We start from the raw sequence: 24,933 nt of genomic DNA on the forward strand, positions 1-24,933 counted from the left end.
CGGCGACAAGGAGCCACCGTGAACCTCAGCAGAAGAACCCTTCTCGCGGCGAGCAGCGCCACGGCCGTCACAGCCGCGACGACGCTCATGACGTCGGCCGGCGCCGCGCACGCGTGGCCCGTCGCGGCCGCATCCGGCGAAGCCGCGGCGACCGCCGACTTCGACACCCTCCTGCGGCGGGCCGAAACACTGCTCACCGGCGGCGAGTTCGATCCGGCCGACACCGACTTCACAGCGGCGCTGGCCGCCCTGTCCACCACGGCCAAGGGGCTCTGGGAAGCCTTCGACCGCAGCGCCGGACGGACCGCGCTCTGGCCCGACCTCGCACCGCTCACCGACCCGGGCAACTTCGGTCAGAGCTACACCCGGCTGCGCACGATCGCAGTCGCCTGGGCGACCGAGGGCACCTCCCTCGCCGGGAGCACGGAGGTGGCGGACGCCCTCGTAGCCGCACTGCGCTTCACGTACGACACCGCGTACAACCCGGCCAAGCGCGAGACCGGGAACTGGTGGTTCTGGGAGATCGGCGCCCCGCGTGCCCTGATGGACTGCTCCGTCATCCTCCGCGACCGGCTTCCCGCAGCCGATCTGACGGACTATCTGTCCGTCGTCGACCGGTTCTGCCCGGACGCGGACCGTCGCACCAACTCCCCCTCCCTCGCGGAGACCGGCGCGAACCGCACCGACAAGGCCGTCATCGTTGCGCTGCGCGGACTGCTGGGGCAGGACACCGGCAAGCTCGTCTCCGCCCGTGACGCACTCTCCGATGTGCGCGACTCGGGCCGCAACAGCCTTTTCCGTTACACGAGTTCGGGTGACGGCTTCTACGAGGACGGCTCATTCGTCCAGCACGACGTGGTCGCGTACACCGGTTCGTACGGCGTCGTGCTGCTGGGTGGCACCGCCTATCTGCTGGCGCTGCTGGCGGGCTCCGAGTGGGCGGTCACCGACCCGAAGGTGTCGGTGATGTACGAGGCCGTCGAGCGGACGTTCGCCCCGGTGATCTTCGACGGGCTGATGATGGACTCGGTGCGCGGCCGGGCGATCTCCCGGGAACGCGCCGGGGACCACCGCGACGGTGCGACGGCCGTCGCCGCGATCCTGCTCCTCTCGACCGGCGCACCCGCCGAGTACGCGGGGCGCTGGCGGGCGCTGGTCAAGGGCTGGCTGACCCGTAATCGCACCACTCCCTTCACGGCTCTCGCGACGCTTCCCCAGCTCGCCCTGGCGAAAGCCGTCCTGAACGACCGGACCGTGAAGGCCGAGGCTCGTACGACCGGCACCTTCGTCTTCGCCGACATGGACCGCGTCGTCCACCGCCGCCCCGGCTGGGCCTGCGCGCTGTCGCTTTCGTCGAAGCGGATCTCGGCGTACGAAGCGGGCAACGGTGAGAATCTGCACGGCTGGTACACCGGCGACGGCATGACGTATCTGTACGACGGCGACGACCTCGGGCAGTTCAACGACGGCTTCTGGCCCACCGTCGATCCGTACCGGCTCCCCGGCACCACGGTCGACACCCGGCAGCGGACCGATCTCGGCACGGGCGCCGGCACATCCACCTACCGTCCGACGAACGCCGTGGCGGGCGGCGCCGTGCTGGACGGCCGGTACGGCGCCGCCGCGATGGAGGTGATCGGCGCCCAGGGCACCACCCTGCGGACGAAGAAGTCCTGGTTCCTGCTGGACAACGCGGTGATCGCGCTCGGCGCGGGTATCACGGCGAGCGACGGCCGTCCGGTGGAGACGATCGTGGAGAACCGCAACCTCGGCACGGACGGCAGCAACCGGCTGCTGGTCGACGGCGTCCATCAGCCCGTCGAGCAGGGCTGGGCCCAGGACTTCGGCCGAGCACGGTGGGCGCACGTCGACGGCGTGGGCGGCTATGTCTTCCCCGAAGGGACCGCCCTGCACGCCCTGCGGGAGCAGCGCACCGGCACCTGGCGGGCCATCGACACCGGGGCGGACACGGGCGGCAGCACCGATCCCGTCACCCGCCGCTATCTCACGCTCCGGGTCGATCACGGTGTCTCCCCCACCGACGCCCGGTACGCCTATGTGCTGCTGCCCGGCGCATCGGCGGCGGCAACCACGGTCTGGTCGCACTCCCGGCCGGTCCGGATCGTCGCGAACGACGCCACCGCGCAGGCCGTGGAGGTACGCCGGGCGGGACTGACCGCGGTGAACTTCTGGGGCGCCGGGACCGCGGCCGGGATCACGGCCTCCGGTCCGGCGTCGGTGCTCGTGCAGCGCCGGGGCGGACACGTCCTGGTCGCGGTCGCCGACCCGGGCCGGACGCTCACCACGCTCTCGGTCGAGCTGCCGTTCCCCGTACGGTCGGTGGTGGACGCCGATGACACGGTGAGCCTCGTCCCGGGCCGCAGGCCCGTACTCACCGTCGCCGTCGGCGGCTCGCGCGGCCACACCCACCGAGCCGAACTCATCCAGTAATCCACCCCTGCGCACCCTCCGAGGAGCAGCACCACCATGTCCGTCGCACCGCATCTGCAACTGCCGCCGCCCGACCGGATCCTGTCCTCCCGTACCGGTTGGACCCGGGCCCACTGGGAGGCGACGGCCGACCGGATGCTGGACGCGCTGGTGCCGTACGCGACACCCGGCTTCGCGCAGTACCGGCTGCCCGGCCGCAACAGCTGGTCGGGGGTCGTCTCGGACGGTCTGGAGGGTTTCGCCCGGTCGTTCCTGCTCGCCGCCTGCCGGATCGCGGGCGCGGGCGGGGCGGTCGACCCCGCATTGATCGAGCGGTTCACAGCGGGCCTGGCAGCGGGCACGGACCCCCTCAGCGGTGAGTCCTGGCCTCGGCTGACGGACTGTTCGCAGCAGATGGTGGAGGCGGCGTCGGTCGCGGTCGCACTGCACGAGACCCGGCCGTGGATCTGGGACCGGCTGGACGCCCGGGTCCAGGAGCGGGTCGTCGACTGGTTCTCCGGGTTCGTCGGCGGGCGTACCTGGGACAACAACTGGCGGCTCTTCCAGGTGGTGTCCGAGCAGTTCCTCGCCTCGGTCGGCGCCCCCTACAGCCGCTCCGACATCGAGAGCAATCTGGACAGGATCGAGGACTGGTACGTCGGTGACGGCTGGTACACCGACGGCGACGGCCGGAACTTCGACTACTACATCGGCTGGGCCATGCATCTGTACCCGCTGCTGTGGTCGCGGATCGCGGGCGCCGACGACGGGGGCAGGACCGAGGTCTACCGGCAGCGGCTCAGCCGGTTCCTGGAGGACTACCCGCACTTCTTCGGCTCCGACGGTGCGCCGGTCCACCAGGGCCGTTCACTGACGTACCGGTTCGCCGCTCTCGCACCGGTGTGGATGGGGGCGCTGGCCGACTGCACCCCGCTCGCGCCGGGGCTCACTCGCCGGCTCGCCTCGGGCACGATGCGGCACTTCGCGGAGCGTGGTGTGCCGGACGAGCGGGGGCTGCTGACGCTCGGCTGGTACGACACGTTCCTGCCGAGCACCCAGCCGTATTCCGGTCCCGCCTCACCGTACTGGGCGAGCAAGGGTTTCCTCGGGCTGCTGCTCCCGGCGGATCACCCGGTGTGGACGGCACGGGAACTCCCGCTGCCCGTCGAGGAGTCCGACCAGTACACCGCGCTGCCCGCACCCGGCTGGCTGCTCCACGGCACCCGCGACGACGGCATCGTGCGGCTCATCAATCACGGCAGCGACCACAATCCGCCGTACGACGAGGCGGCCGACCCGTCCGAGGGCGTGGACGATCCGCACTACGCGAAGTTCGCCTACTCGACGGCGACGGCCCCCGAAGCCGCCCCGCACGCCGTGACACGCTCCATCGACGGTCATCTGGCACTCGTCGCCCCGGACGGCACGCCGTCGCTGCGCCGCCGGATCCATCCGCTGCGCTGCGAGGACCGCGTCGCCGCCTCCTGGTACGCGGCCCGGCTGCCGGGTGACGACCGTCCGTACCGGATCGAGACGACGAGTGTGCTGCACGGACCGTGGGAGATCCGGGTGCACCGGGTCGAGGCGCCCGAGGGTGCGGTGGTGCGGGAGGGCGGTCACGCGGTCGCTCATGCGGAGAGTCCGTTCGCCCTGTCGGGTCCCGACTGGGCGCTCGCCCGTACGGCCGACGGTCTGAGCAGCGCCCTGATCGCGCTGTACGGCTGGGACGGTGGTGGCGAGGGGGCCGCTGTCGCGCGTGACGTCCAGTCCAATGCGTACGGACCGCGTTCCGCGATCCCGTACCTGTGCAGCCGACCGCACCCGGGCGGGCAGAGCATCCATGTATCGCTCGTCGCCCTTTCCCAGGACACCGTTCATCCGGAGGCGCTGCGCGACTCGGTGCGGGTACGAGCGGGTGCGGACGCGGTGGTCCTGACGTTCCTCGACGGTACGACGGTCGAGGTCTGAAGACGCTCGAGGTCACGTCGTGGTCAAGGTCCGATCGCGGCCGGAGACAGTTCACGGACCGGGCCGCCGGGGGCCGCCCGGTCAGATACCGATGCCTTTGTCCTCCCGCCGCTGGATGTGGCCGACGAGTTCCTGCGCAAGGGACTTGATCGTGTCGAGCCCTGCCCTGCCCCATGGGCGGGGCACGGTGTCGACCGCACAGACGGCACCCAGGGCGATGCCCGTGCGATCGATGAGGGGCGCGCCGAGGTAGGAGCGGATGCCTATTTCGTCGACTACCGGATTCCCGGCGAACCGTGGGTAGTCGCAGACGTCCTCCAGGACGAGCGCCTTGCGCCGTACGACGACATGCGGGCAGTAGCCGCGGTCGAGGGCCACATACCGGCCGCCGCGGCCGCTGCCCGCGGCCGTTGCGCCCAGGTCGAAGCCCCTGTGCATGCCGGCCGGGGTGTGCAGTCCGGCGTGGAACTGCCGGTTCCCGTCGATGAAGTTGACCATCGAGAAGGGCACTTCGGTCACTTCGGCCACCCGGTCGGCGAAGGCGTCGAAGTTGTCGAACGAGGCATCGCCACGTTCTCCGAGGCCCAGGGTTCGTAGCCGCTGGGTACGGACGAAGGCATCACGGTCGACAGGCGTGAGCAGCATCCGGCCGTCGGCATGCAGGGTCACGGGTGTGCTCCGAAGCCGGACAACGGGGCCGGGGCGGAAGTGGCGTTGATCAGGTGCTGGACCAGTGTGACCAGTGTCCCGGTGCCGGAGCTGGCGATCCGGGCGTCGCAGAGCACGACCGGTACGTCCGGCCCCAGGTCGAGCGCGGCCCGTACCTCCTCGGGCGCATAGCGGTAGGCGCCGTCGAACTCATTCACCGCGACGATGAATCCGATGCCGCGTCGCTCGAAGAAGTCGACAGCGGCGAAGCACTCCGCGAGCCTGCGGGTGTCCGCGATCACGACCGCTCCGAGCGCCCCTTGGGAGAGTTCGTCCCACATGAACCAAAAGCGTTCCTGGCCGGGAGTGCCGAACAGATAGAGCACATGCTGCTCGTCGAGCGTGATGCGGCCGAAGTCCATCGCCACAGTCGTGGAGGCCTTGGACTCGATGCCGTCGAGACTGTCGGTGGCGGCGCTGACCTGGGTCAGCAGCTCTTCCGTGCTCAGCGGTGCGATTTCGCTGACCGCGCCGACGAAGGTCGTCTTGCCGACGCCGAACCCGCCTGCAACCAGCACTTTGAGCGCGACGGGAAAGCCTTCGGAGCCACCGGAGTCATAGGCACCGCTGGTTCCGCCGGCTCCTCCGGCGTCATGACTGCCACGGGAGCCATAGGTGTCACCGGAGTCATAGGCGCCACGAAACTCGCCGTAGCCTTGCGGATGGCCATGCCTTGCGTGGCTTGCGTGGCTTCCGAAGCCTTCGGAGCTTGCGCTGTTCTCGTACGCGGCAAAGCTGCCGAAGCCGTCAGAGCTGTCGTCGTAAGCCATCGAGCACTGCCTCCAGCAGAGATCGGTCGGTGGGCATGTCATGGAAGGCGGGCGGGTGCGCGGTGACTGCCCCGCAGTCCACCAGGTCGGAGACGAGCACCTTGGTGACGACTGCGGGCAGCCGCAGATGGGCGGCGATCTCAGCCACCGACGTGGGGCCGCCGCACAGCCCCAGCGCGACGCAGTGCTCGGGACCGAGATGGATCTGCGGCTCGGTCCCGGTGGCCATCACCAGGGAGAGCAGGTCGAGCACGGTCGTCGGACGGGTGCGGCCGTCGCTCACGGTGTACGGGCGGATGAGCCGGCCTGCCGCGTCGTCGAGCAACGGCCCGTCCTGCGGAACCGACACCCTCACAACCCCGTGGCGCTCGGTGTCCCGGCCACTTGTCTCGTCGGAGTCATCAGATAGGGCCGGACGCTCTTGACCAGCATGGTCATCTCATAGCCGAGCACCGCCGCGTCCGCCTCGCGGCCGGCGAGAACGGCGAGGCAGGTGCCCGACCCGGCGGTGGAGACGAACAGCAGCGTGGAGTCGAGCTCGACCACCACCTGTCTCACGTCGCCGCTGTCACCGAAGCGCGCGCCGGCACTGCGGCCGAGCGAGTACAGGCCGGCGGCCAGCGCCGCCATGTGGTCGGCGCTGTCGGCGTCCATGCCGTGGAGGGATTTCACCAGCCCGTCGGCGGAGAGGAGGACTGCGCTGCGTGTGTACGGCACGCGCTGGACCAGTCCGCTCAGCAGCCAGTCGAGGTCCGAGACCGGACCGGACGGCATATCGGTCGCCATGGTGCATCTACTCCTTGGAGGTATTCGCTTCGAGGGGGTCGGTGGCTGGGGCCGCGTCCTGATCCGGGGCAGGATCCAGTGCCGGATCCGGGACCGGGTGATGCGGCGCGACGGTCGCGGTGAGTCCGCGGACCGGCAGCGGTCCGGGCGGGGTCCGGGCCTGCCAGGTCTGCGGGGCCGCCGCTTCGCGGCTCGTGTCCGGGCCCCGTTCGGTGTCCGCCTCGGATTCGCTACGGGCCTCCGCGAGTTCGATGCCCCGACGGAAGGCTGCCATGAGTCCCGGGTCGTGCAGGGTCTGTTCGTCCTCGGTGCGCGGGGCCGGTGCCTCCCTGAGCTGCGGAACCAGGTGCTCCTGGTTGGCGCGCCTGGGGAGTTGGGGCCTGCCCATGGTGCCGCGTACGACTCCGGGCTCGGAGTGGAGCGCCGTGGCGGTTTCGTCCGTGCACCGGATTCCGGGGCGGGCATCGGCCGGAGTGGGGCGGTCGAGGCGCTCGGCGCGCAGTGGGAGCGGCGGGGCTTCGCCCTCGCGTCTCGCCTGCTGGGGTGGTTGATGCAGGCGAAGCGGTTGAGTGGGTACGTACGGCTGCCGGTTGGCGCTCGCCTGCGGGGCCGGTGACGCGGCCGGTGACGGGCCCGGACCGGCGCCCGGTCCGGGATGCAGGGTCGGGTTCGGCTTGCGGTGGCTTCCGGTGTCGTCCTCGGCCGGCGGACGGTGTACGGGTCCCGGCGGCGGGACCAAAGCCGCGTCGGCCTCGGCCGGAGCGTCCCCGTCCACGCCCAGAAGGGACTGCGGGAGAACGAGTACGGCCTGTGTGCCTCCATAGATGTTGCTCTGCAGCCTGACCGCGATGCCGTGCCGTCGGGCGAGTGACGCGACGACGAACAGGCCGATCCGGCCGTCCTGCAGGAGATGGGACACATTGACCTGGTCGGGATCGGCGAGCAGGGCGTTCATCCGCCTCTGCTCGTTGCCCGGCATGCCCAGGCCCCGGTCCTCGACCTCCAGGGCCAGTCCGGCGGTGACCTGCTGGGCACGGAGCAGCACTTGGGTGTGCGGGGCGGAGAACACGGTGGCGTTCTCCACGAGTTCGGCCAGCAGATGGATCACATCGGCCACGGCGTGTCCGCGCAGCGTGCCGTCGATCGGCGGTACCAGTTTGACCCGCGGGTACTGCTCCACCTCGGCGATCGCCGAGCGCAGCACCTCCGTCATGGTGACCGGGTTGCTCCACTGACGCCGGGAGACGGCGCCGCCGAGGACGGCGAGGTTCTCTGCATGCCTGCGGATGCGGGTGGCGAGATGGTCGACATGGAAGAGGCCCTTGAGCAGATCGGGGTCCTCGACCTCGTGCTCCAGCTCGTCGATCAGCTGGATCTCGCGGTGCACGAGCGACTGCAGCCGGCGGGCGAGATTGACGAACACCTCGACTTTCTGGTCCTCGCCGGTGTGGTCGGAGAGCCGGGACGCCTGCATGACCGCGGCCACGGCGACTTCCTGCTGGCGGCCGAGTTCCTGCGCGAGCAGCTCGAAGGCGTCGCTGCCGGGCGCGGCAGGCTGCGCGGGCCTGCGTGCGGGCACGGGCTCGCCGTTGCGGAGCTGTTCCACCACCCGCTGAAGTTCGGCCTGGCCCTGTGCGCTGGCGCGGCGGAGCGCCAGGCAGCGGCCGAAGACGGTGGTGGCGACTCGGTTGGCGGCCGAGTACGCGGCCAGCACGGCGGCGACGGCCAGTGCACCGGCCCCGCCCAGTGCGGTCCACAATTCGGTGTTCGGCCGGGCTCCGGTGGAGCGGACGGTGAAGATGACCGCTGCGGCTCCGCTCAGCACCGCGGCGACGGTCGGCAGCATCGCGGTGCGCAGGAGTTGAGGGCGTATACGCGCCTCGGGGGATGGCTTGGCGGCACGCGGCCTGGCCGTGGCCGAGTGGGAACGGGCACCCGGTCGGCCGTGCCGTCCGCCCTCTCGGCGTTCCGGTCGCGCTTCGGGTGCGCGAAGTTGAGACATCAGCGTCCTCGGTACGTGGGGCACCAGGAATCGGCGTTCATGCGGTGGCACCTACGGTGGTCGGTCAGGCTCGGTTCATCGGTCGGGCAGGCTCGAAGGAGATGAACCCACCGTTGATCACCGGATACACACGGTAGTCGCCGATCACGCAGGCACGACGGGCAGTTGTCGAACTTGCCCGCCATCCGTCCCGCTCTGGTATTACCTCTCGCACGAGAGGCCGATTACTCCGCATCGACATCTGGTCGACGGACACCCGAACGGCCTACAGGAGCGATCCCCTGAACACGGAACGGCTCGGCCCGTCCGGTCATGCCGGACGGGCCGAGCTGTCTGACGCTCCGCGGTCGATTGAGCTCTCCCTGCCCGAAACGGGGTCGAGCCCCCCCAACGACGAGACGGAGTACGCAAGCGCTCAACCTATGCGCAGGCCCTGTCGAAGGCGCGATCCGCTGCCTGCACCCACGCTTCCCAGTAGGCGTCGGTGTGATTCTGGCTCCGGTCCGGCATGGGCCGCTCGCTGCAGCTCGCCTCGGCCGCGTCGCGGCCGGCCAGGCCTCCTGCTGTGCGTCCCTGCGCTCGCTCGCTCGCGTCGCCCATCCCCGGGGTGGAAGGGGGCTGGGCCGTCCCGGTTTCGGGCTGGGCCGTCCCGGTTTCGGGCTGGACCATCCTGCAGTTCACGAAGATGTTGCTCTGGTCCTCGTTGACGGCGAGAACGGTGTAGTCGACGTTCTTCTGGAAGCGCTTCAGCAAGAAGTTGCCGTTCGCGTCCACGTTCAAGGGCTCGGTGGACTCACCGTCGTTGAGGTTCCGCGGAGCCGTGAAGCCCTCACCGGAGATGGTGACGAACGTCCCGTTCGCCGCGGGCGTGACCGTGCAGCTCGCAGCAGGCACTGCTCCGGCGGTCGGCGCGAAGACGATCGCGCCGGACAGTGCGAGTGAGGACGCGAGCAAAGAAACCACGGCGCGTCGAGGGTGCAGATGCATGATGGTGCTCCCATCGGAGAGGCGTGGAACAGTCGGCCGCAGTGGCGTCGGCGCTCATCACCGCGAGCACTGCGCGGCGGCCTGCGGGGCGGGCGGGCACTGACGATCCTCAACTCCGGCCGCCGCGTCACACCGGCGGCAGTCCGGAGGCCGGAAGGTGCCCGCTGTCCCATGCTCCCCCGCCCTCCCCGGGGTGTCGACCGGGGACGGGCGGGACAATCGTGCCGAGCGGCTCCCAATGCCTGCGGCGCCTTGCCTGCGGCACCACAACTCCCGTCGGAAGGGAGCCCCCACGTTGAGCCGAAGGAGTGAGGCCTCGGTATCAGGACTTGACGATGCGGACCTCTGCACGGAGGCCGTGCAGGCTCTCGTCCCTGTCCCGTGTCACCGTTCGCCTGCAAGATCGAGGTCGAGATCGAGGTTGTCCGGAGCAACGTCCGTCGGCTCGGTACGGTGCCAGGGGTGTGCGATCGGGGCAGCCACGGCACGCCACCAGGGATCGACGGGAAGCGTTCCCCCGGGCTCGAAGGGCTCGCCCGGTCGCGGAAATGCGGCCGCTTGCCCGGCTTCCTCAGCAGCGTCCTTGGTCCACTCGCCGGGCTCCGCCCACGCGTGCGGGGCGAGGTTGAAGGTGGCCCAGTGGATCGGGAGCATCGCGCCGAGCGGCCTTCCGCCCTGGAGATCCAGATGAGCCCGCATGCCCTCGGCAGGCGTCATGTGAATGTCCGGCCAGTACTCCGAGTACGCGCCGATCTGGATCATTGTCGCGTCGAAGGGGCCGTGTTCGGCACCGATGTCCTTGAAGCCGGGGAAATAGCCGGTGTCACCGCTGTGGTAGATCCGGTGCTCGGGCCCCGCGACGGCCCAGGACGCCCAGAGCGTGTGCTGCTGGTTGCGCAGGCCGCGGCCGCAGAAGTGCCGGGCGGGAGTGGCGGTCAGGCCGATCCCGGCGATCTTCGTGGTCTCGTTCCAGTCCAGTTCGCGCATCCGGTCGGCGGACACGCCCCACCGCTCCAGATGTGCGCCGACGCCGAGCGGGACGACGAACAACGTGTCCGTGCCCGCGAGGGCGCGGATCGTCGGCAGATCGAGGTGGTCGTAGTGGTCGTGCGAGATCACCACCGCGTCGACGGGTCCGAGCGCGGCGAGCGGCAGCGGCACGGGATGCAGCCGCTTGGGCCCCGCGAAGGCGAAGGGCGAACAGCGCTCGCCCCACACCGGGTCGAAGAGCACCCGCCGGCCGTCGATCTCGGCGAGCACACTGGAATGGCCCATCCAGGTGAGCCGCAGCCCGGTGGCGGGCGGCTCGGCGAGGTCGGCGTAGGTGGTCGCGTGGACGGGCACGGTGCCGACCGGGGCCCTGCGCGCCCGCTCCTCCTTGCGGAAGTAGACCTTCGCGAACTCCAGGGTGGATCCGGACGGCCTGGTCCGTGCCCCCACCGGGTTCTGGAAGACGCCGTCGGCGAAGTTGGGCGAGCGGCGGATGCGCTCCATGCGGGCACCGCCCGGATCGGCGCCGAACGCGGCGGGGCGCAGCGAACGCAACCGGGTGCGGAGCGGAGGCAAGGGGTCAGCGCCGGTCACAGCATCTCCTGAGGGAGTCGGTGTCGTCTCATTATGGGCGGGGGGTACGACAGCGCGAGAGCGCAACGGCCGACGGGAGGTTCGCCGGACCGGGCTCCATCAGTCACGCGGCTGCCCGTACGCGTGCTCGATGCGCAGCCGCAGCACGACGCGACGGTCCCGGACCATCGCATTGCGGTAGTCGTCCCAGTCGGGGTGTTCGCCCTGGACGTCGCGGTAGAGCGTGATCAGCTCCTCCACCGTCGCGTCGTGCGGATCGGCGGCGACGGGGGTCAGCTCGGCCGTGCCGTCCACGACCGTCCACGACCAGCGGTCCGCGCTGGTGACGTGGTAGCTCGCCCGCGGGTCACGACGGAGGTTCTTCGTCTTCGCCCGGTCCTCGGTGATCGAGACGCGGACGATGCGCTCGTCGGGGTAGTAGAAGTGATTGACATTGGACAGCTGGGGCCTGCCGTCCCGCTTGAGCGTCACAAGTACGCCGCCGTTCTCCTCGCCGAGCAGCCCGAGCAGCGCTTCCTGCTGTGCATCGAATCCCGTCATGCCGGATCCAACGTCCGTGCCCGCCACAGGATTCCGCATTCGGCCGTACTCCCGTGTCACATTCGGAGGACCCCCGTCCGTCACACCCGCGTGAACGCAGCCCGCCGACGGCGTCCCGCGGCGCCGCCGGACGGCATCCGAGCCGAACGGGAGGAGACCGGCTGGGAGAACCACGCCACGGCATGGACCCCCCGCAAGAGCTGCGCGACGTACGGGTGCGGCGCGAGAGCGAGGCGTACACCCCGCTGGAGCGTGACGTCATGGCGTACGCGGAGGCGATGTCGCCTCACCCCGCCCGTGGTCGGGGACGAATTGGTGGAGCGGCTGCGGACGACGCTCGGCGAGGCGCCACTCGTCGAGCTCACGGCCGTGGTCGCGGTACAGAACATGCGCTCCCGCACCAATTCCGCTTTCGGTCCGACCGGCCAGGGCTTCGAGGACCGATGCGCGGTGGAGCGCCCCGCAGGCCGCCGACCGATGCGGTCCGGCCACTGAACGACGATTCAGCAGTGGCCGCATTGACAGGGCTGCCCGCACCTCCCGATACTGACCGGCGATTCAGTAAATCGACCCGTTGATATCGACCTGTCAGTGGAGGGAGCCGGAGTGCTTGAACAGTCGAGGAGCGCGTCCGTGACCGGCGGTGAAGCCGTGGTCCGCGCCCTGGCGGCGCATGGGGTCACCAGGGCGTTCGGGATTCCCGGAACGCACAACCTGGAGATCTACCGGCATCTGGCCCCGTACGGCATCGCACATGTCACGCCCCGGCACGAACAGGGCGCGGGATACGCGGCGGATGCGTACGCACGGGTCACCGAGCGGCCAGGGGTGGCGATCACCACCACCGGGCCGGCCCTGCTCAACATCACGGCAGCGGTCGGTCAGGCGTATTCGGACAGCGTGCCGCTGCTGGTCGTGTCGCCCAGGATGCCGTTGCGCCACCCCCGGCAGCCGACCGGTCTGCTGCACGAGATGCGCAGCCAGACCGAGGCACTGCACGCGGTCGCGGCGTTCAGCCACCGGGTGTCGACGGTCGAGGAGATCGGCTCGGCGGTGGCGCGTGCGTTCACCCTGTTCCGTACCCGCCGTCCGCGCCCGGTCCATATCGAGGTACCGCTGGATCTGCTGGAGACGGCGCAGCCCGCGGGACCGGTGCGGCTCGCGCCACCGGCGTCCGCCCCGGGCCCGGCCGGGCCCTCGCTCCGGGACGCGGCCCGGGTGCTGCGCTCGGCCCGGCGGCCCGCCGTGGTCCTCGGCGGAGGGGCTCGGTCCGCGTCCGCCGGGTGCCAGGCGCTCGCCGAGGCGCTGGCCGCCCCGGTCGTCACCACCGCCAACGGCAAGGGGATCGTCGACGAGACGCATCCGTTGTCGCTCGGGGTGTCGCTGCACAGCCCGTCCGTACAGAAGTGGCTGGCCGACTGCGATGTGGTGCTCGCGGTCGGCACCGAGCTGGCCGAGTCCGATCTGTGGTCCGCGCCGCCGCCGCTGGGCGGCACGCTGATCCGGGTCGACATCGACCCCGCGCAGATGTACGCGGGGCTGCCCGCCGATCTGGCGCTGGTCGGCGCGGCGCGCCCCACGCTGGAGGCGCTGCGGGAGGCGCTGGAGGAGGCAACCGGGGACTCGGGCGCGCGGGACGGTGCCGCCGCGGTGCGGGCGCTGCGCGCCGCGCGGGACGCCGAGACCGCGGAGCGCGACACCCGCTGGGTGCCGTATCTGCGGGCCGCGCGGGCCGTACTGGACTCCGACGCGATCTGGACCTCGGACAGTGCGCAGTGCTGCTACTACGGCGCCCTGCCCCACCTGCCCGTCGGCCCGCGCGGACGCTATCTGCACCCGACCGGCTTCGGCACCCTCGGCTACGCGCTGCCCGCGGCGATCGGCGCGAAGACCGCTCACCCGCACCGGCAGGTCGTGGCGCTCAGCGGGGACGGCGGGCTGCAGTTCTCCGTGCAGGAGCTCGCCACGGCGGCCCAGCTGCGGCTGCCGCTGCCCGTCGTGGTGTTCGACAACGGGGGCTACGGAGAGATCCGCGACGAAATGACTGCGCGCGGCGACACTCCCACGGGCGTCGATCTGCCGTCCGTCGACCTGCCCGCGCTGGCGCGGGCGTACGGCGGCCGCGGCGCCCGCGCCGACACCCCTGAGGCGCTCGCCCGCGCCCTGTCCCTGGCCCTGACCACCCCCGGGCCCACCGTGATCACTGTGACCGAGGAGACCCCCCGATGACGACACCTGCGGATTCCCGCCCCACTGCCCCGTCCGCCCCCCTGATCTCGCTCACCTGGACCGACCACATCACCGGCCGTCAGGGGCACCTGGTCGTCGACCGGCTGGTGCGCGGCGTGTCCAGTGGCGGGCTGCGGATGCGGGCCGGCTGCACGCTCGACGAGGTCGCGGGGCTGGCCCGCGGCATGACGATGAAGGAGGCCCTGCACTTCAATGCCGATGACACGGGGGCCCGCTACATACCGCTCGGCGGCGCGAAGGGCGGCATCGACTGCGACCCGCGTGACCCGGAGGCTTACGGCGTTCTGGTGCGCTATCTGCGGGCCGTGCGCCCGTACATCGAGAACGTGTGGACGACGGGCGAGGACCTGGGGCTCACCCAGGACATCGTGGACCGGGCGGCGGCCGAGGCCGGGCTCGTCTCCTCGATCCAGGCCGTCTATCCCCTGCTCGACGACGAGACGGCGGCCCGGCAGCGTCTCGCCGACGCGTTCGCCGTCGAGGTGGACGGCATCGGGCTCGACGAGCTGGTCGGCGGCTGCGGTGTCGCCGAGTCGGCGCTCGCGGCGCTGGACCGGGCGGGCGTCCCTTACCGGGATGCCCGGGTCTCCGTACAGGGGCTCGGCACCATGGGCGGGGCGACGGCCCGGTTCCTGGCGCGGGCCGGGCTGACGGTGGTCGCCGTGGCCGACGTCAAGGGCACGATCGCCAATCCGGCCGGCCTGGATGTCGAGGCGCTGCTGGCCGCCAGGGACGGGTACGGGACGGTGGACCGCGGCGCGCTCCGGGACGGGGACCGGGAGCTGCCCGCGGACGCATGGCTGGAGCAGGAGGCCGAGATACTGGTACCGGCAGCCGTTTCGTACGCGATCGATACCGCCAACCAAGCGCGGGTTCAGGCACGTTGGGTCGTCGAAGCGGCGAACATGCCGGTACTCGCGGAGGCGGAGGCACTGCTCGCGGCGCGCGGGATCACGGTTTTGCCGGATGTGGTCGTCAACTCCGGTACGAACGCCTGGTGGTGGTGGACGCTGTTCGGTGACATCGGCGCCGACGCCGACGAGGCGTTCGGACACACCCGCCGCTCGATGCGGGCCCTGATCGACCTGATGCTGGCCCGCGCCGAGGCCGACAACTGCACCCCGCGAGCCGCCGCCCATGCCATCGTCGCCGACCGGCTGCCGGTCATGGCGCAGCGGTTCGGCTGGTACCAATGAACCCAACTGCACTGGCGGTCAAGGCCGTTCCGGCCGATCGTCCACGTGTGCGGCGGGTAGCTGCCATGGCAGCTATCCGCCAGCTCCGGCCCACCTCCAATCCGCCATGCTCCTGACACTCTCACCTCACCACCCCCTGAAAACACACGAGTTCACGAGGTGAGAATGAGACGGACCAGATGGGCGGCGGTCTGCGCCACCGCGCTCGCCGCCGCCCTTGCCGGTGGAACACTGCCCGCCGCTGCCGACAACACACCCGCCTTCGCCGCCCCGTCCACATCCCCGGGAGCAGGCGGCGCGAGCGGCACCGTCACCCTGCTGACCGGCGACGTGGTGACGTACTCCGGCCGTGGGGACGGCGTACAGATCAGCTCGATCGTGCCGGGAACCGGCCGCGAAGGCATGGGCTTCACCCGCTTCCGGGCCGGGGGCCACGAGTACGCGGTACCGATCGACGCCATGGGCCAGATCTCCCGGGGCCGTGTGGACCAGCGGCTGTTCGATGTGACCGAGCTCGTCGCCTCGGGCTACGCGGATGCGGATACGGACTCGCTGCGCATCCTCGTCGGCGGTGCCGCATCGTCGTCCGGGAGCCCCGGCGCCCCGAAGGGCGCACGGGTCGCCGCAGCCTTCCCGACCACGCAGACCACCGCGCTGAAGGTGCCGAAGAAGTCGGCCGACACCGTCTGGAAGCAGCTCGGCACCCAATCTCGGGCCCGCGCCGAGGGTATCGGCAAGGTCTGGCTCGACGGCAGGGTGCGGGCCACGCTCGACAAGTCCGTACCGCAGATCGGCGCCGACCGGGCGCATCGTGCCGGGATCACCGGGAAGGGCACCAGAGTTGCTGTTCTCGACACCGGCTACGACCGGGACCACCCCGATCTGAAGAGCGCCGTCGTCGCCTCGCAGGACTTCACCGAAGACGGCGACGTGCAGGACATGCAGGGCCACGGCACCCATGTGTCCTCGATCATCGCCGGTTCCGGGGCCGCCTCCGAAGGCAGGTACGTGGGTGTCGCACCGGGTGCGGAGCTCGTCGAGGGCAAGGTACTCAACAACGACGGCTACGGCTACGACTCCTGGATCCTGGCGGGCATGCAGTGGGCCGTCGACCAGGACGTCAAGGTCGTCAACATGAGCCTCGGCTCGCGCGTGGCGTCCGACGGCACCGACCCGTTGTCGGCCGCCGTCGACAAGCTGTCCGCCGAGCACGGCACGCTCTTCGTGATCGCCGCGGGCAACAGCGGCGACCGGACGATCAGCGCACCCGGTGCCGCCGACGCCGCTCTGACGGTCGGCTCGGTCACCAAGTCCGGTGAGATGTCGGCGTTCTCCTCACGCGGACCGCGTCAGGGCCGGCCCGCCGTCAAGCCGGAGATCTCCGCCCCCGGCAGCGACATCGTCGCCGCGCGTGCCGCCGGCACACTCGACGACGCCGCCGTCACCGAGCGGTACGCCTCGCTCTCCGGTACGTCGATGGCGAGCCCGCACGTGGCGGGCGCCGCGGCCCTGCTGGCGCAGCGGCACCCCGACTGGTCCGGCGCCCGGCTGAAGGCGGCACTGATCGGCAGCGCCGCGCCGGTGGACGGTGCGACGGTCTCCGACACCGGTTCGGGTCTCACCGATGTACCGGCCGCACTGGCCGCCGCGGTGGTCGCCGAACCCGCCACGCTGGCCGCCCGCACCACGTACCCGAACACCTCCGCCGAACCGCAGAGCCGCGAGCTGACATGGACGAACACCACCGACAAGCCGGTGAGGCTGCGGCTCTCCGCGGGGCAGGGCTCGGCGGTACGCCTCGACGCGCAGACGCTGAACGTGCCGTCGCGTTCCTCCGCCGTCTCGAAGGTCACCCTCGAACCGTCGCGGGTCGAGGCGGGCACGACGTACGGCGGTGCCGTGACCGCGACCTGGCCGGGAGGCGGACGGGCGACCGTACCCGTCTCGATCCAGGCCGATCCGGAGACGTACACCCTCACCCTGACCGGACCCGCGCCGCGTGAGGGCAGCGCGGCCACCTCGACGGGTGTGGTTCTGCAGAACGAGAAGACCGGCGCGTCCCAGGTCATCGGGCTGACAGGCACCACGCCGAAGAAGGTGACGCTGCCGCGCGGCAGTTACCGCGCCCTCGGGCACACCTGGGAGTACGACAAGGTGGGCAACACCGTCGTCGGCAGCACGGCGATCCACTTCGCCCGGCGGGTGACGGTGGACCAGGACACCTCGGTCGCACTGGACACCAAGGACGCGAAGCCGGTACGGATCGGGGTGGACGACGGGTCCGCCCGGGTGACCCTCCAGTCGGCTACCGGCATCGCCTCACGGATCGACACCGGTTCCGGTGCCGTGGACACCGGTCTGATCGCGCCGAGTTCCGCCGGCCAGTACCGCGTCGAGGCCGTGCCCACGACCGGGGCGGCACTGGACGGCCTGACCTTCTTCGGCGGGCTGAGCTGGCAGCAGCGGGAGGTCGACGCGCACGAGCCCGGCTCCTCGCCGAACGCGCTGAAGCTGCTGCTGTCGCAGTACAGCATCTACAGGTGGCTGGGCACCGCGACCGGCGAAATCGTCGACATCGGCACAGGTGCGGACACCGACCCGGCGGCGATGGACCTCAAGGGCAAGATCGTGCTGTGGACACCGGCAACCAGCCAGACCGCGTTCAACAACGCGCTCTACCAGAAACTGACCGACGCCGGCACGGCCGCCATCATGTACGTCGGCTACGGGCTCACCGTCTACCGGCCGACGCCGATACTCCGGCTGGACCAGACCAGCGTGCCCGCGCTGCGGGACCGGCTGGCCGAGGGGCCGCTGACGCTGACACTCGACGGCGTCAACACCGGGGCGGACGCCTACTATCTGCACCACTCGGTCGACGGCCGGGTCCCGGCCGGGGCCGACTGGTTCGACCGGCGGTCCGGGCTGGCCGAGGTGCGCACGACAGAGCGCACCCATGGCAACCCGTCCGACCCCAAGGGCATGTACGCCTGGACCACCTGGCACGGGCTGAGGCTCAATCAGCAGGTCACCCGCTACCGCCCGCCGTCGGAGCAGACGCTGTACTTCTCCCCGGACGTGGCGTGGACGACGGCGACCTTCCACTACCAGTACAACGTCGGTGAGCTGGTCTACCCGCTGGGCACACTGGTCGGCCCACCCACCGTGTACCGCAAGGACGGTGACTACCGGGACGACTGGATGTCCGCCCCCTTCAACCCGGCGCTCGGCGAGCAGGCCGGTGCCGCCCAGGTCGTCAGGGAGGGCGACAAGCTGAAGGTGGCACTCCCGGTGTTCTCCGACGCGGCCGGGCACCGGGCCGAGACGGCACCGGGTGCGGACAGCGGGAGCACGGTCCTGGCGGACGACAGCGGAAAGGTGCTGGCCCGCAATGCCGCACCGGGACGCGCCACGTTCGACCTGCCGCGCAAGGAGAACTGGTACCGGCTGACCGTCGATGCCACGCGTACGTCGCCGGATCCGGTGACCTGGATGCTCGGGACCAGGATCACCAGCGAGTGGCGGCTGCGCTCCGGGCACGAGCACTCGGCCGCACCGGCCCGGCTGCTGGACCTCGACTACCGGCTGCCGCTCACCGGCGAGAACGCGGCCGACCCCGCGAAACCGCTCGACTACACGGTCGGTCTCTCCGCGCAGGGCAGCCGGAAGGCGCTTCCCATCGCCTCGCTGAAGGTCTGGTACGCGACGGACGGCAGCGACTGGAAGCAGGCCGCGGCGGCTCGCGGGGCGGACGGCCGCTGGAAGGTCACCGTGCCGGCCCTCGGGACCGCCAAGGTCGATCTGAGGTCCACCGTCACGGACACCTCAGGTGCTTCGCTGACGGAGACCCTGATCGACGCGTACAACTCCGGCTGCGCCGACATCTGGTGCTGACGGTGCAGGCCGGCGCCCCGGGCGTCGGATGAACAGGGGGCGGGGCCGTACGCGGCTCCGCCCCCTGCCCGTCCGGGCCCCGCGCATTCGTTAGGGTGAAGCCGTGGCAAGAGTGCGGTTGAGCGTGGCGGAGCGGCGTGAGGAGCTCCTGCGCGCTGCCGTCGAACAGATCGAGGTGCGGGGGGTCGCAGCGGTACGGATCGCCGACGTGGCCGCCGTGCTCGGTGTGAGCAATGCGCTCGTGCTCTACCACTTCTCGACCAAGGAGAAGCTGGTCGCGGCCGCCTTCGCGCATGCTGCCGAGGCCGACCTCGCCCATCTGCGCAAACTGCTGAGCCGCCGCACCAGTGCGGTACGACGGCTGCGCGCCGCCGTCCGCTGGTACGCCCCGACGGGCCAGGCCAAGGGCTGGCGGCTGTGGATCGAGGGCTGGGCGGCCTCGCTGCGCGACCCGGCGCTGCGCAATGTGGCCGGCGATCTCGACCAGCAGTGGAAGGCGGAGCTGGCCGAGGTCATCGAAGAGGGCGCCGCCGCCGGTGAGTTCCACTGCGACGACCCGATGTCCGTGGCCTGGCGGCTGACCGCCCTGCTGGACGGCCTGGCCGTACAGATGACGTCGTACGCGGGTCCGCTCTCCCGGGCCACGATGCTGGCCTGGACCGACGAGGCCCTCGCCCGCGAACTCGGCATCGACCGTACGGCACTGACGACCTGAAACGCGCCCCCCTGGTGGATCATCCCGGCGTGCCGGATTCCCGGCGGTCCGGGTGGGGGACGCCGAGCCGTACGGCGTCGCGTTCGGGCCGGATGGCGGCGATGGCGAAGCCCCCGGCGGCGAGCATGACCGCGGCGGCGATGAGGAAGGCCACGAGGTAACCGGCCGATTCCGAGCCTGCGGTGTCGATGATGCGGCCCGTGAGGAAGGGTGCGACGAGGCCGGGCAGCGTGCCGGTGGCCGCGACGATGCCGAACAGTGCTCCTCGTTGGCGCGGGGGCACGACTTCCGCGGTGGTCATGTAGTGCAGGGGGATGGCGATGGCGTGTCCGCCGAAGGCCAACCCGATCAGCACGAGGCGCGGACCGGACGCGTCGACGAAGGGGAAGAAGGCCATCGCGGTACCTGCGACGACCACGGCAGCGCCCTGGAGGACACCGCTGGACCAGCGGCTGGACACCCCGCGCGATTTCAGGGCGTCGACGAGCGGGGAGAGGGTCAGCAGGAGGACGAGGCTGAAGGCGGAGATGGCACTGATGGTGGTGGCCGCGCGGGCGGGCGTCATCTCCAACTGTGTTCTCAGATAGGCGGGGAGCCATGCCTGACTGAGTGAGAGGGCCCAGGCGGCACCGAAAGCGCTGGCTATGGAGCCGAGTACGGTCCCGTTCAGCAGGAGTCCGCGGTAGGGCAGGCAACGGCCGGGCGGCGCGATTGCGGCGGCCGCGGGTTCGGGGGCGTGTACGGAGGAGCCGTCCTGCCCGAAAGGGCCGTCGTGACCGAGCCTGAGCCAGGCCAGGCTCCAGACGACACACACCAGCGCGAGCACCGCGTACGCCGAGCGCCAGCCGAAGTCGCTGATGAGCCAGGTGAGCAGGGGCGCCGATATGAGTGTGCCGAGAGCCGCTCCACCGATCTGGAGCGCGGAGGGCAGTCCGCGTCTGGTGGTGGGAAACCACTTGTACAGGGCGTGCATGGACATCGGGGCCGCGGGCCCTTCGGCGGCGCCCAGCAGCACCCGGCCGGCGATGAGCGTGGGCACGGCTGCCACGAAAAGGACCGGCAGCTGGGCGACGGCCCACAGGACGGTCAGCGTGAACAGGAGCATCCGGCTCGAAATGCGGGACGAAGCGAAGCCGACGAGCAGTCCGGAGAGGCTGAACAGGAGATAGAACGAGCTGGAGATCAGACCGTAGGTGCTGTTGCTGATGTGGAGTTCGTCCATGATCGGGACGGCGGCCAGGCCCAGGACGGACTTGTCGGCGTAGTTGATGACCATGAAGGCCACGATCAGGGCAGTGATCAGCCAGGCGCGGCGGGGGTTGTAGCGGGGTTCGGGCACGCTCGGGTGCGGGGCTGCACGGCCGGTGACGGGCTCGGTGGGGCGGGTGACCATGGGTGACTCCTGCGCGGGTGCGGGGGTGCAGATGGGCCCAGCTGATGTGTCGAGGGGCCGCACGAGCCTGTGCCGTGCTCGTGGGCGTGTGGTGAGCCGGTGGGCGGGCCGGGCACGGGAGCTCCCGGCCCGCCGGGTCACACGAGCGATTTGGCGATGGCGTTCTTGTGGATCTCGGTGGTGCCGGTGACGATGCGGAACATGCGCAGCGTGCGGAAGATCTGCTCGACCTCGTGACCGTGGGTCAGTCCGGCCTTGCCATGGATCTGTACGGCCTGGTCGGCGACGCGGAAGCAGGACTCGGAGGTGAACAACTTGCACATGTTCGCCTCGACACCGATGGCAGCGCCCTCGTCGGCCCTGGCCGCGGTGGCCATCACCATGGAACGGGCGGCGTAGATGTCGGTGGCCATCTCGGCGAGCTTGTGCTGGATGGCCTGGAGGGCGAGCAGTGGGCGGCCGAAGACGACCCGGTTCTTGGAGTGGTCGACTGACAGGTCCCAGGCGCGGCGGGCGGCCCCGATCAGGGAAGGACAGTGCAACAGGCGGTTGAGGGTGATGCGTCCGATGCCGATCCGCAGTCCCTGCCCGATCTCGCCGAGGAGGTTCTCCGCCGGGATCCTGCAGTCCTCGAACAGGAGGTCGCCCTCCATCTGCTGGCCGGACATGGGGATTTCGCCGTCCAGCACCTGACAGCCCGGGGTGTCGAGGTCGACGAGGAAGGCGCTGTACGACTCCTCGGTACCGGCCATTCTGGCGACGACGACGGCGAAGTCCGCGAAGGGGGCGGCGGAGCTGAACACCTTGCGTCCGTTGAGGACGTAGTGGTCGCCGTCCGGGGTCGCGGTGGTGGTCATGCGCCGGACGTCGGAGCCCGCGTCGTCCTCGGTGATGGAGAAGCAGCAGGCACGCTCGGCGCGGATCACGGGCAGGAGGTAGCGCTGCAACTGGTCTTCGGTGGCATGGTGAAGAATCGCTCCGGCACGCAGCGGGCCGCCCATGTCGCCGAGGACCGAGTGGGACAGTGCGGCGCCCGAGGCGGTCAGCTCCTCCTTGAGTGCGCACAGTTCGACCAGCGACAGGCCCTGCCCGCCGTACTCCGGCGGCAGGTTGATGCCGTAGAAACCGAGTTCACGGCTTCGCTTCCACACCTGTTCGAGGACGGGCCGGTCGACCTTGGTCTCAGGAGTGATGCCCCGTTCCTGTTCGAAGGGGATCAATTCGTCGCGGAGGTAGGTGCGGAGCCTTTCGACGAGCTCCTGCAGACGGGGGTTGTCGTCGTACGACGGTTCGAGGGTGAAGGTCATGAGGGGTGTCCGTTCAGTGCACGCGGCGTTCGGCGCCGGTCCAGTAGCATTCGCGGATGGCACGGCGGTCGATCTTGCCGTTGGGGTTGTGGGGAAGGGCGTCGGTGAAGTCGATGGAGCGGGGCTTCTTCATGCGGGCAAGCCGGGACGCGCAGAAGTCGATGAGCTCGCTCTCCTGAAGCTCCGCGCCGTCGCGCAGGACGACAACGGCCTTGACGGCTTCGCCCCATTCGGAGTCCGGGATCCCGACGACAGCCGCCTCGAACACGTCGGGGTGCTGGTGCAGGGCGGATTCGACCTCGACGGCGTAGATGTTGAAACCGCCGGAGATGATCATGTCTTTCTTGCGGTCGACGATGAAGACGTAGCCGTCGCCACGGCGCCGCGCGAGGTCGCCGGTATGGAACCAGCCGTCGTGAAAGGTCTCGGCGGTCAGGCCGGGTTCGTTGAAGTAACCGGGTACGACGTCGGGGCCCCGGACGGCGATCTCACCGATCTCGCCGTCGGCGACCTGGGCGCCGGAGTCGTCGACGATCCTGATCTCGGCCTCGGTGAGGGGGCGGCCGCAGGACAGCAGCAGCTCCTCGTCCTGGCCCTCGATCGCACGCCGGTGGTCGTCGGTCGACAGGAACAGCACGCCGGAGGTGGTCTCCCCGCAGCCGTATCCCTGAGAGAGCACGGGGCCGAACAGCTGCCACGCCTCGCGGATCCGCGCCGGTGACATCGGTGCGGCACCGTACATGAGCTGGCGCAGGCTGGAGACGTCGTAGGCGCCCCGGTCAGGCAGTGCGAGCACCGTATTGATCATGGTCGGTACCACGAACGCATGTGTCGCGCATTCCCGTTCGACGGTGGCGAGAAAGGCTTCGGCGTCCCAGCGCTCCATGACGACGGCGCATCCACCGGCGAAGAAGATGCCCATCAGCGGCATTCCGGAGGCATGGGTGACGGGGCCGGCCAGGATCTGCTTGTCCCCGGGGCCTATCCGGGTGTGCGCGTTCATCACGGATTTGCGCATCAGGGCGAGACGGTTGCCATACGTCTGTGTAGCCGCTTTGAGCTTGCCGGTGGAGCCTGAGGTGAAGTGCAGGACGGCTGTGTCGTCCTCGTCGCAGTCGACATCGACCGGCTCTCGGTGGGTGGCGGCGAGGACCTCGGCGTAGCCGGGACCGAGCTCGCCCGGTCCGTCGAAACCGATCACGCTCCTCACCTCGCTGCCCGGCACGGCCTGCCGGGCCGCCTCCACATGGGCGGCGTCCACGAGAAGCACCCGGGCGTGCGACTCGCGCAGCAGATGGGCCACTTCCTGTACGCCGAGGCGTGCGTTGACGGGGGCGCGCACCAGTCCGGCCTTGTACAGGGCCACTTCGGTGACGACGAGTTCGACGCGGTTGGCCGCCAGTGTCGCGACGCAGTCTCCGGCCGTCAGGCCGAGGGCGCGAAGCGCGGCGGCGAGCCGGTCGCTGTGCTCGTCGAGGGCGGCATAGGTGAGCCGCGTGCCGCCGCAGACGACGGCTTCGGCTTCGGGATGGTGGCTGCTGGTCCTGCGTACATATCGCCCGAGGTTCATGACGACTCCGTAACTGAACAGTCTGTCTGTTAACGATCTCGATGGCGGGAAACGTAACGCGCGGCAGCCAACCGGTCAACGGTTCGAAAGGAAGACGCAATAATCCAGGGCATGAAGACTGCAGGTGACCGCCGTGTCCGCCGCACCCACCGCGCCCTGCGCGCGGCCCTCGTCGACCTCGTCCTGGAGAAGGGATTCCACGCGCTCAGCGTCGAAGAGATCGCCGAGCGGGCCGATGTCGCCCGCGCGACCTTTTACGCGCACTACCGGGACAAGGAGGACCTGCTCCTCGGCATCGTCCGGGACCTGGCAGAGGACCGCGAGCGCCTTCTGCCCGCCGTCGAACAGGCGCAGGCACAGGGCTTCACCGGCCTTCCGGTGCTCTACATCTTCCGGCACGCGGAGCAGGAGCGGCGCGTCTACCAGGTCATTCTCCGGGGAGAGGGCGACGGGCGCGCTCTGCGCGAGTTCTCCGCGATCATCTGCAAGCGCGTCGAGACCGTCTTCCGAGAGCGCGCCGCGCAGCTCGGCGTCACACCGCGCATCCCCTTCGACGTCATCGCCCGGGCCTGGACCGGCGAGCTCATCGGCGTGCTGACCTGGTGGGTCGAGAACGACACCGGTTACAGCGCCGCCGAGATCACCGGACACCTCCGGGATCTGTCCGTGTACGGCCGCGTCTGGGCCTCCGGGCTCGCCCCGTCCGACGCTCCGGGCGCCTTCGACCCCCCGGTGACCGAGTCGGGCGCATAGGCCTGCCGGCCGGAACGGACCTGGCCACGTTTCTGGACACGCTGTACGGTACTGCTCAGTTGGCAGCACCGACAGGAGTG

General features: G+C 70.4%; 19 protein-coding genes. 8 read left to right on the top strand and 11 right to left on the bottom strand.

Annotated features, from left to right (window positions below):
• The first annotated feature begins 18 nt into the window (after positions 1 to 18).
• Both IEZ15_RS26000 and IEZ15_RS26005 read left to right on the top strand, forming a co-directional pair.
• The gene (locus IEZ15_RS26000) at positions 19 to 2,451 is read left to right on the top strand and encodes a polysaccharide lyase 8 family protein (RefSeq protein WP_189279604.1); all 2,433 of its coding nucleotides are present in this window, start codon (positions 19 to 21) and stop codon (positions 2,449 to 2,451) included.
• A gap of 36 nt (positions 2,452 to 2,487) precedes the next feature.
• On the top strand, positions 2,488 to 4,398 hold the full coding sequence (locus IEZ15_RS26005) for a DUF2264 domain-containing protein (protein ID WP_189279605.1): 1,911 nt from the start codon (positions 2,488 to 2,490) through the stop codon (positions 4,396 to 4,398).
• 81 nt (positions 4,399 to 4,479) lie between these two features.
• Here the strand turns inward: IEZ15_RS26005 and IEZ15_RS26010 are convergent, their stop codons facing one another.
• The 8 genes from IEZ15_RS26010 to IEZ15_RS26045 form a co-directional block, all read right to left on the bottom strand.
• Positions 4,480 to 5,067, bottom strand: a complete 588-nt coding sequence (locus tag IEZ15_RS26010; RefSeq protein ID WP_189279606.1) for a GAF domain-containing protein — start codon at positions 5,065 to 5,067, stop codon at positions 4,480 to 4,482.
• Complete coding sequence (locus IEZ15_RS26015; RefSeq protein WP_114249430.1) at positions 5,064 to 5,624, bottom strand: GTP-binding protein; 561 nt, start codon at positions 5,622 to 5,624, stop codon at positions 5,064 to 5,066. The genes IEZ15_RS26010 and IEZ15_RS26015 overlap by 4 nt, the downstream gene beginning before the upstream one ends.
• A 229-nt stretch (positions 5,625 to 5,853) precedes the next feature.
• On the bottom strand, positions 5,854 to 6,225 hold the full coding sequence (locus tag IEZ15_RS26020) for a DUF742 domain-containing protein (RefSeq protein ID WP_189279607.1): 372 nt from the start codon (positions 6,223 to 6,225) through the stop codon (positions 5,854 to 5,856).
• Positions 6,226 to 6,227: 2 nt separating this feature from the next.
• A complete protein-coding gene (locus IEZ15_RS26025; RefSeq protein WP_189279608.1) occupies positions 6,228 to 6,662 on the bottom strand; it encodes a roadblock/LC7 domain-containing protein in 435 nt (144 codons plus the stop codon).
• 7 nt (positions 6,663 to 6,669) lie between these two features.
• A complete protein-coding gene (locus IEZ15_RS26030; protein WP_189279609.1) occupies positions 6,670 to 8,664 on the bottom strand; it encodes a sensor histidine kinase in 1,995 nt (664 codons plus the stop codon).
• Positions 8,665 to 9,084: 420 nt separating this feature from the next.
• Complete coding sequence (locus IEZ15_RS26035) at positions 9,085 to 9,651, bottom strand: hypothetical protein (protein WP_189279610.1); 567 nt, start codon at positions 9,649 to 9,651, stop codon at positions 9,085 to 9,087.
• A gap of 384 nt (positions 9,652 to 10,035) precedes the next feature.
• Positions 10,036 to 11,235, bottom strand: coding sequence for an MBL fold metallo-hydrolase (locus IEZ15_RS26040; RefSeq protein WP_189279611.1), 1,200 nt, complete (start codon positions 11,233 to 11,235; stop codon positions 10,036 to 10,038).
• A gap of 99 nt (positions 11,236 to 11,334) precedes the next feature.
• Positions 11,335 to 11,775 carry a PPOX class F420-dependent oxidoreductase gene (locus IEZ15_RS26045; protein WP_189279612.1) on the bottom strand — a complete coding sequence of 147 codons (441 nt, stop codon included), beginning with the start codon at positions 11,773 to 11,775 and terminating at the stop codon, positions 11,335 to 11,337.
• A gap of 297 nt (positions 11,776 to 12,072) precedes the next feature.
• On the opposite strand from IEZ15_RS26045, the gene IEZ15_RS26050 reads away from it, so the two are divergent.
• The 5 genes from IEZ15_RS26050 (at position 12,073) to IEZ15_RS26070 (ending at position 19,830) form a co-directional block, all read left to right on the top strand.
• On the top strand, positions 12,073 to 12,270 hold the full coding sequence (locus tag IEZ15_RS26050) for a carboxymuconolactone decarboxylase family protein (RefSeq protein ID WP_189279613.1): 198 nt from the start codon (positions 12,073 to 12,075) through the stop codon (positions 12,268 to 12,270).
• 138 nt (positions 12,271 to 12,408) lie between these two features.
• A complete protein-coding gene (locus IEZ15_RS26055; protein ID WP_229846120.1) occupies positions 12,409 to 14,004 on the top strand; it encodes a thiamine pyrophosphate-binding protein in 1,596 nt (531 codons plus the stop codon).
• Entirely contained in the window at positions 14,001 to 15,221 is a 1,221-nt protein-coding gene (locus tag IEZ15_RS26060; RefSeq protein ID WP_189279615.1) for a Glu/Leu/Phe/Val dehydrogenase dimerization domain-containing protein, read from the top strand. The genes IEZ15_RS26055 and IEZ15_RS26060 overlap by 4 nt, the downstream gene beginning before the upstream one ends.
• A 165-nt stretch (positions 15,222 to 15,386) precedes the next feature.
• On the top strand, positions 15,387 to 19,115 hold the full coding sequence (locus tag IEZ15_RS26065) for a S8 family serine peptidase (protein WP_189279616.1): 3,729 nt from the start codon (positions 15,387 to 15,389) through the stop codon (positions 19,113 to 19,115).
• Between the two features lie 124 nt (positions 19,116 to 19,239).
• Positions 19,240 to 19,830 carry a TetR/AcrR family transcriptional regulator gene (locus tag IEZ15_RS26070; protein ID WP_114247864.1) on the top strand — a complete coding sequence of 197 codons (591 nt, stop codon included), beginning with the start codon at positions 19,240 to 19,242 and terminating at the stop codon, positions 19,828 to 19,830.
• A gap of 19 nt (positions 19,831 to 19,849) precedes the next feature.
• Here the strand turns inward: IEZ15_RS26070 and IEZ15_RS26075 are convergent, their stop codons facing one another.
• The 3 genes from IEZ15_RS26075 to IEZ15_RS26085 form a co-directional block, all read right to left on the bottom strand.
• Positions 19,850 to 21,223 (bottom strand): MFS transporter, encoded by a 1,374-nt coding sequence (locus IEZ15_RS26075; RefSeq protein WP_189279617.1) that lies wholly within the window; start codon positions 21,221 to 21,223, stop codon positions 19,850 to 19,852.
• A 137-nt stretch (positions 21,224 to 21,360) separates the two neighbouring features.
• The gene (locus IEZ15_RS26080) at positions 21,361 to 22,530 is read right to left on the bottom strand and encodes an acyl-CoA dehydrogenase family protein (RefSeq protein WP_189279618.1); all 1,170 of its coding nucleotides are present in this window, start codon (positions 22,528 to 22,530) and stop codon (positions 21,361 to 21,363) included.
• Positions 22,531 to 22,543: 13 nt separating this feature from the next.
• Positions 22,544 to 24,100, bottom strand: a complete 1,557-nt coding sequence (locus IEZ15_RS26085; protein ID WP_189279619.1) for an acyl-CoA synthetase — start codon at positions 24,098 to 24,100, stop codon at positions 22,544 to 22,546.
• A 111-nt stretch (positions 24,101 to 24,211) separates the two neighbouring features.
• On the opposite strand from IEZ15_RS26085, the gene IEZ15_RS26090 reads away from it, so the two are divergent.
• Positions 24,212 to 24,853, top strand: coding sequence for a TetR/AcrR family transcriptional regulator (locus IEZ15_RS26090; RefSeq protein WP_114247860.1), 642 nt, complete (start codon positions 24,212 to 24,214; stop codon positions 24,851 to 24,853).
• The last annotated feature ends 80 nt before the right edge of the window (positions 24,854 to 24,933 follow it).

Source organism: Streptomyces atratus, assembly GCF_014648655.1.
GTDB classification, from domain to species: domain Bacteria; phylum Actinomycetota; class Actinomycetes; order Streptomycetales; family Streptomycetaceae; genus Streptomyces; species Streptomyces atratus.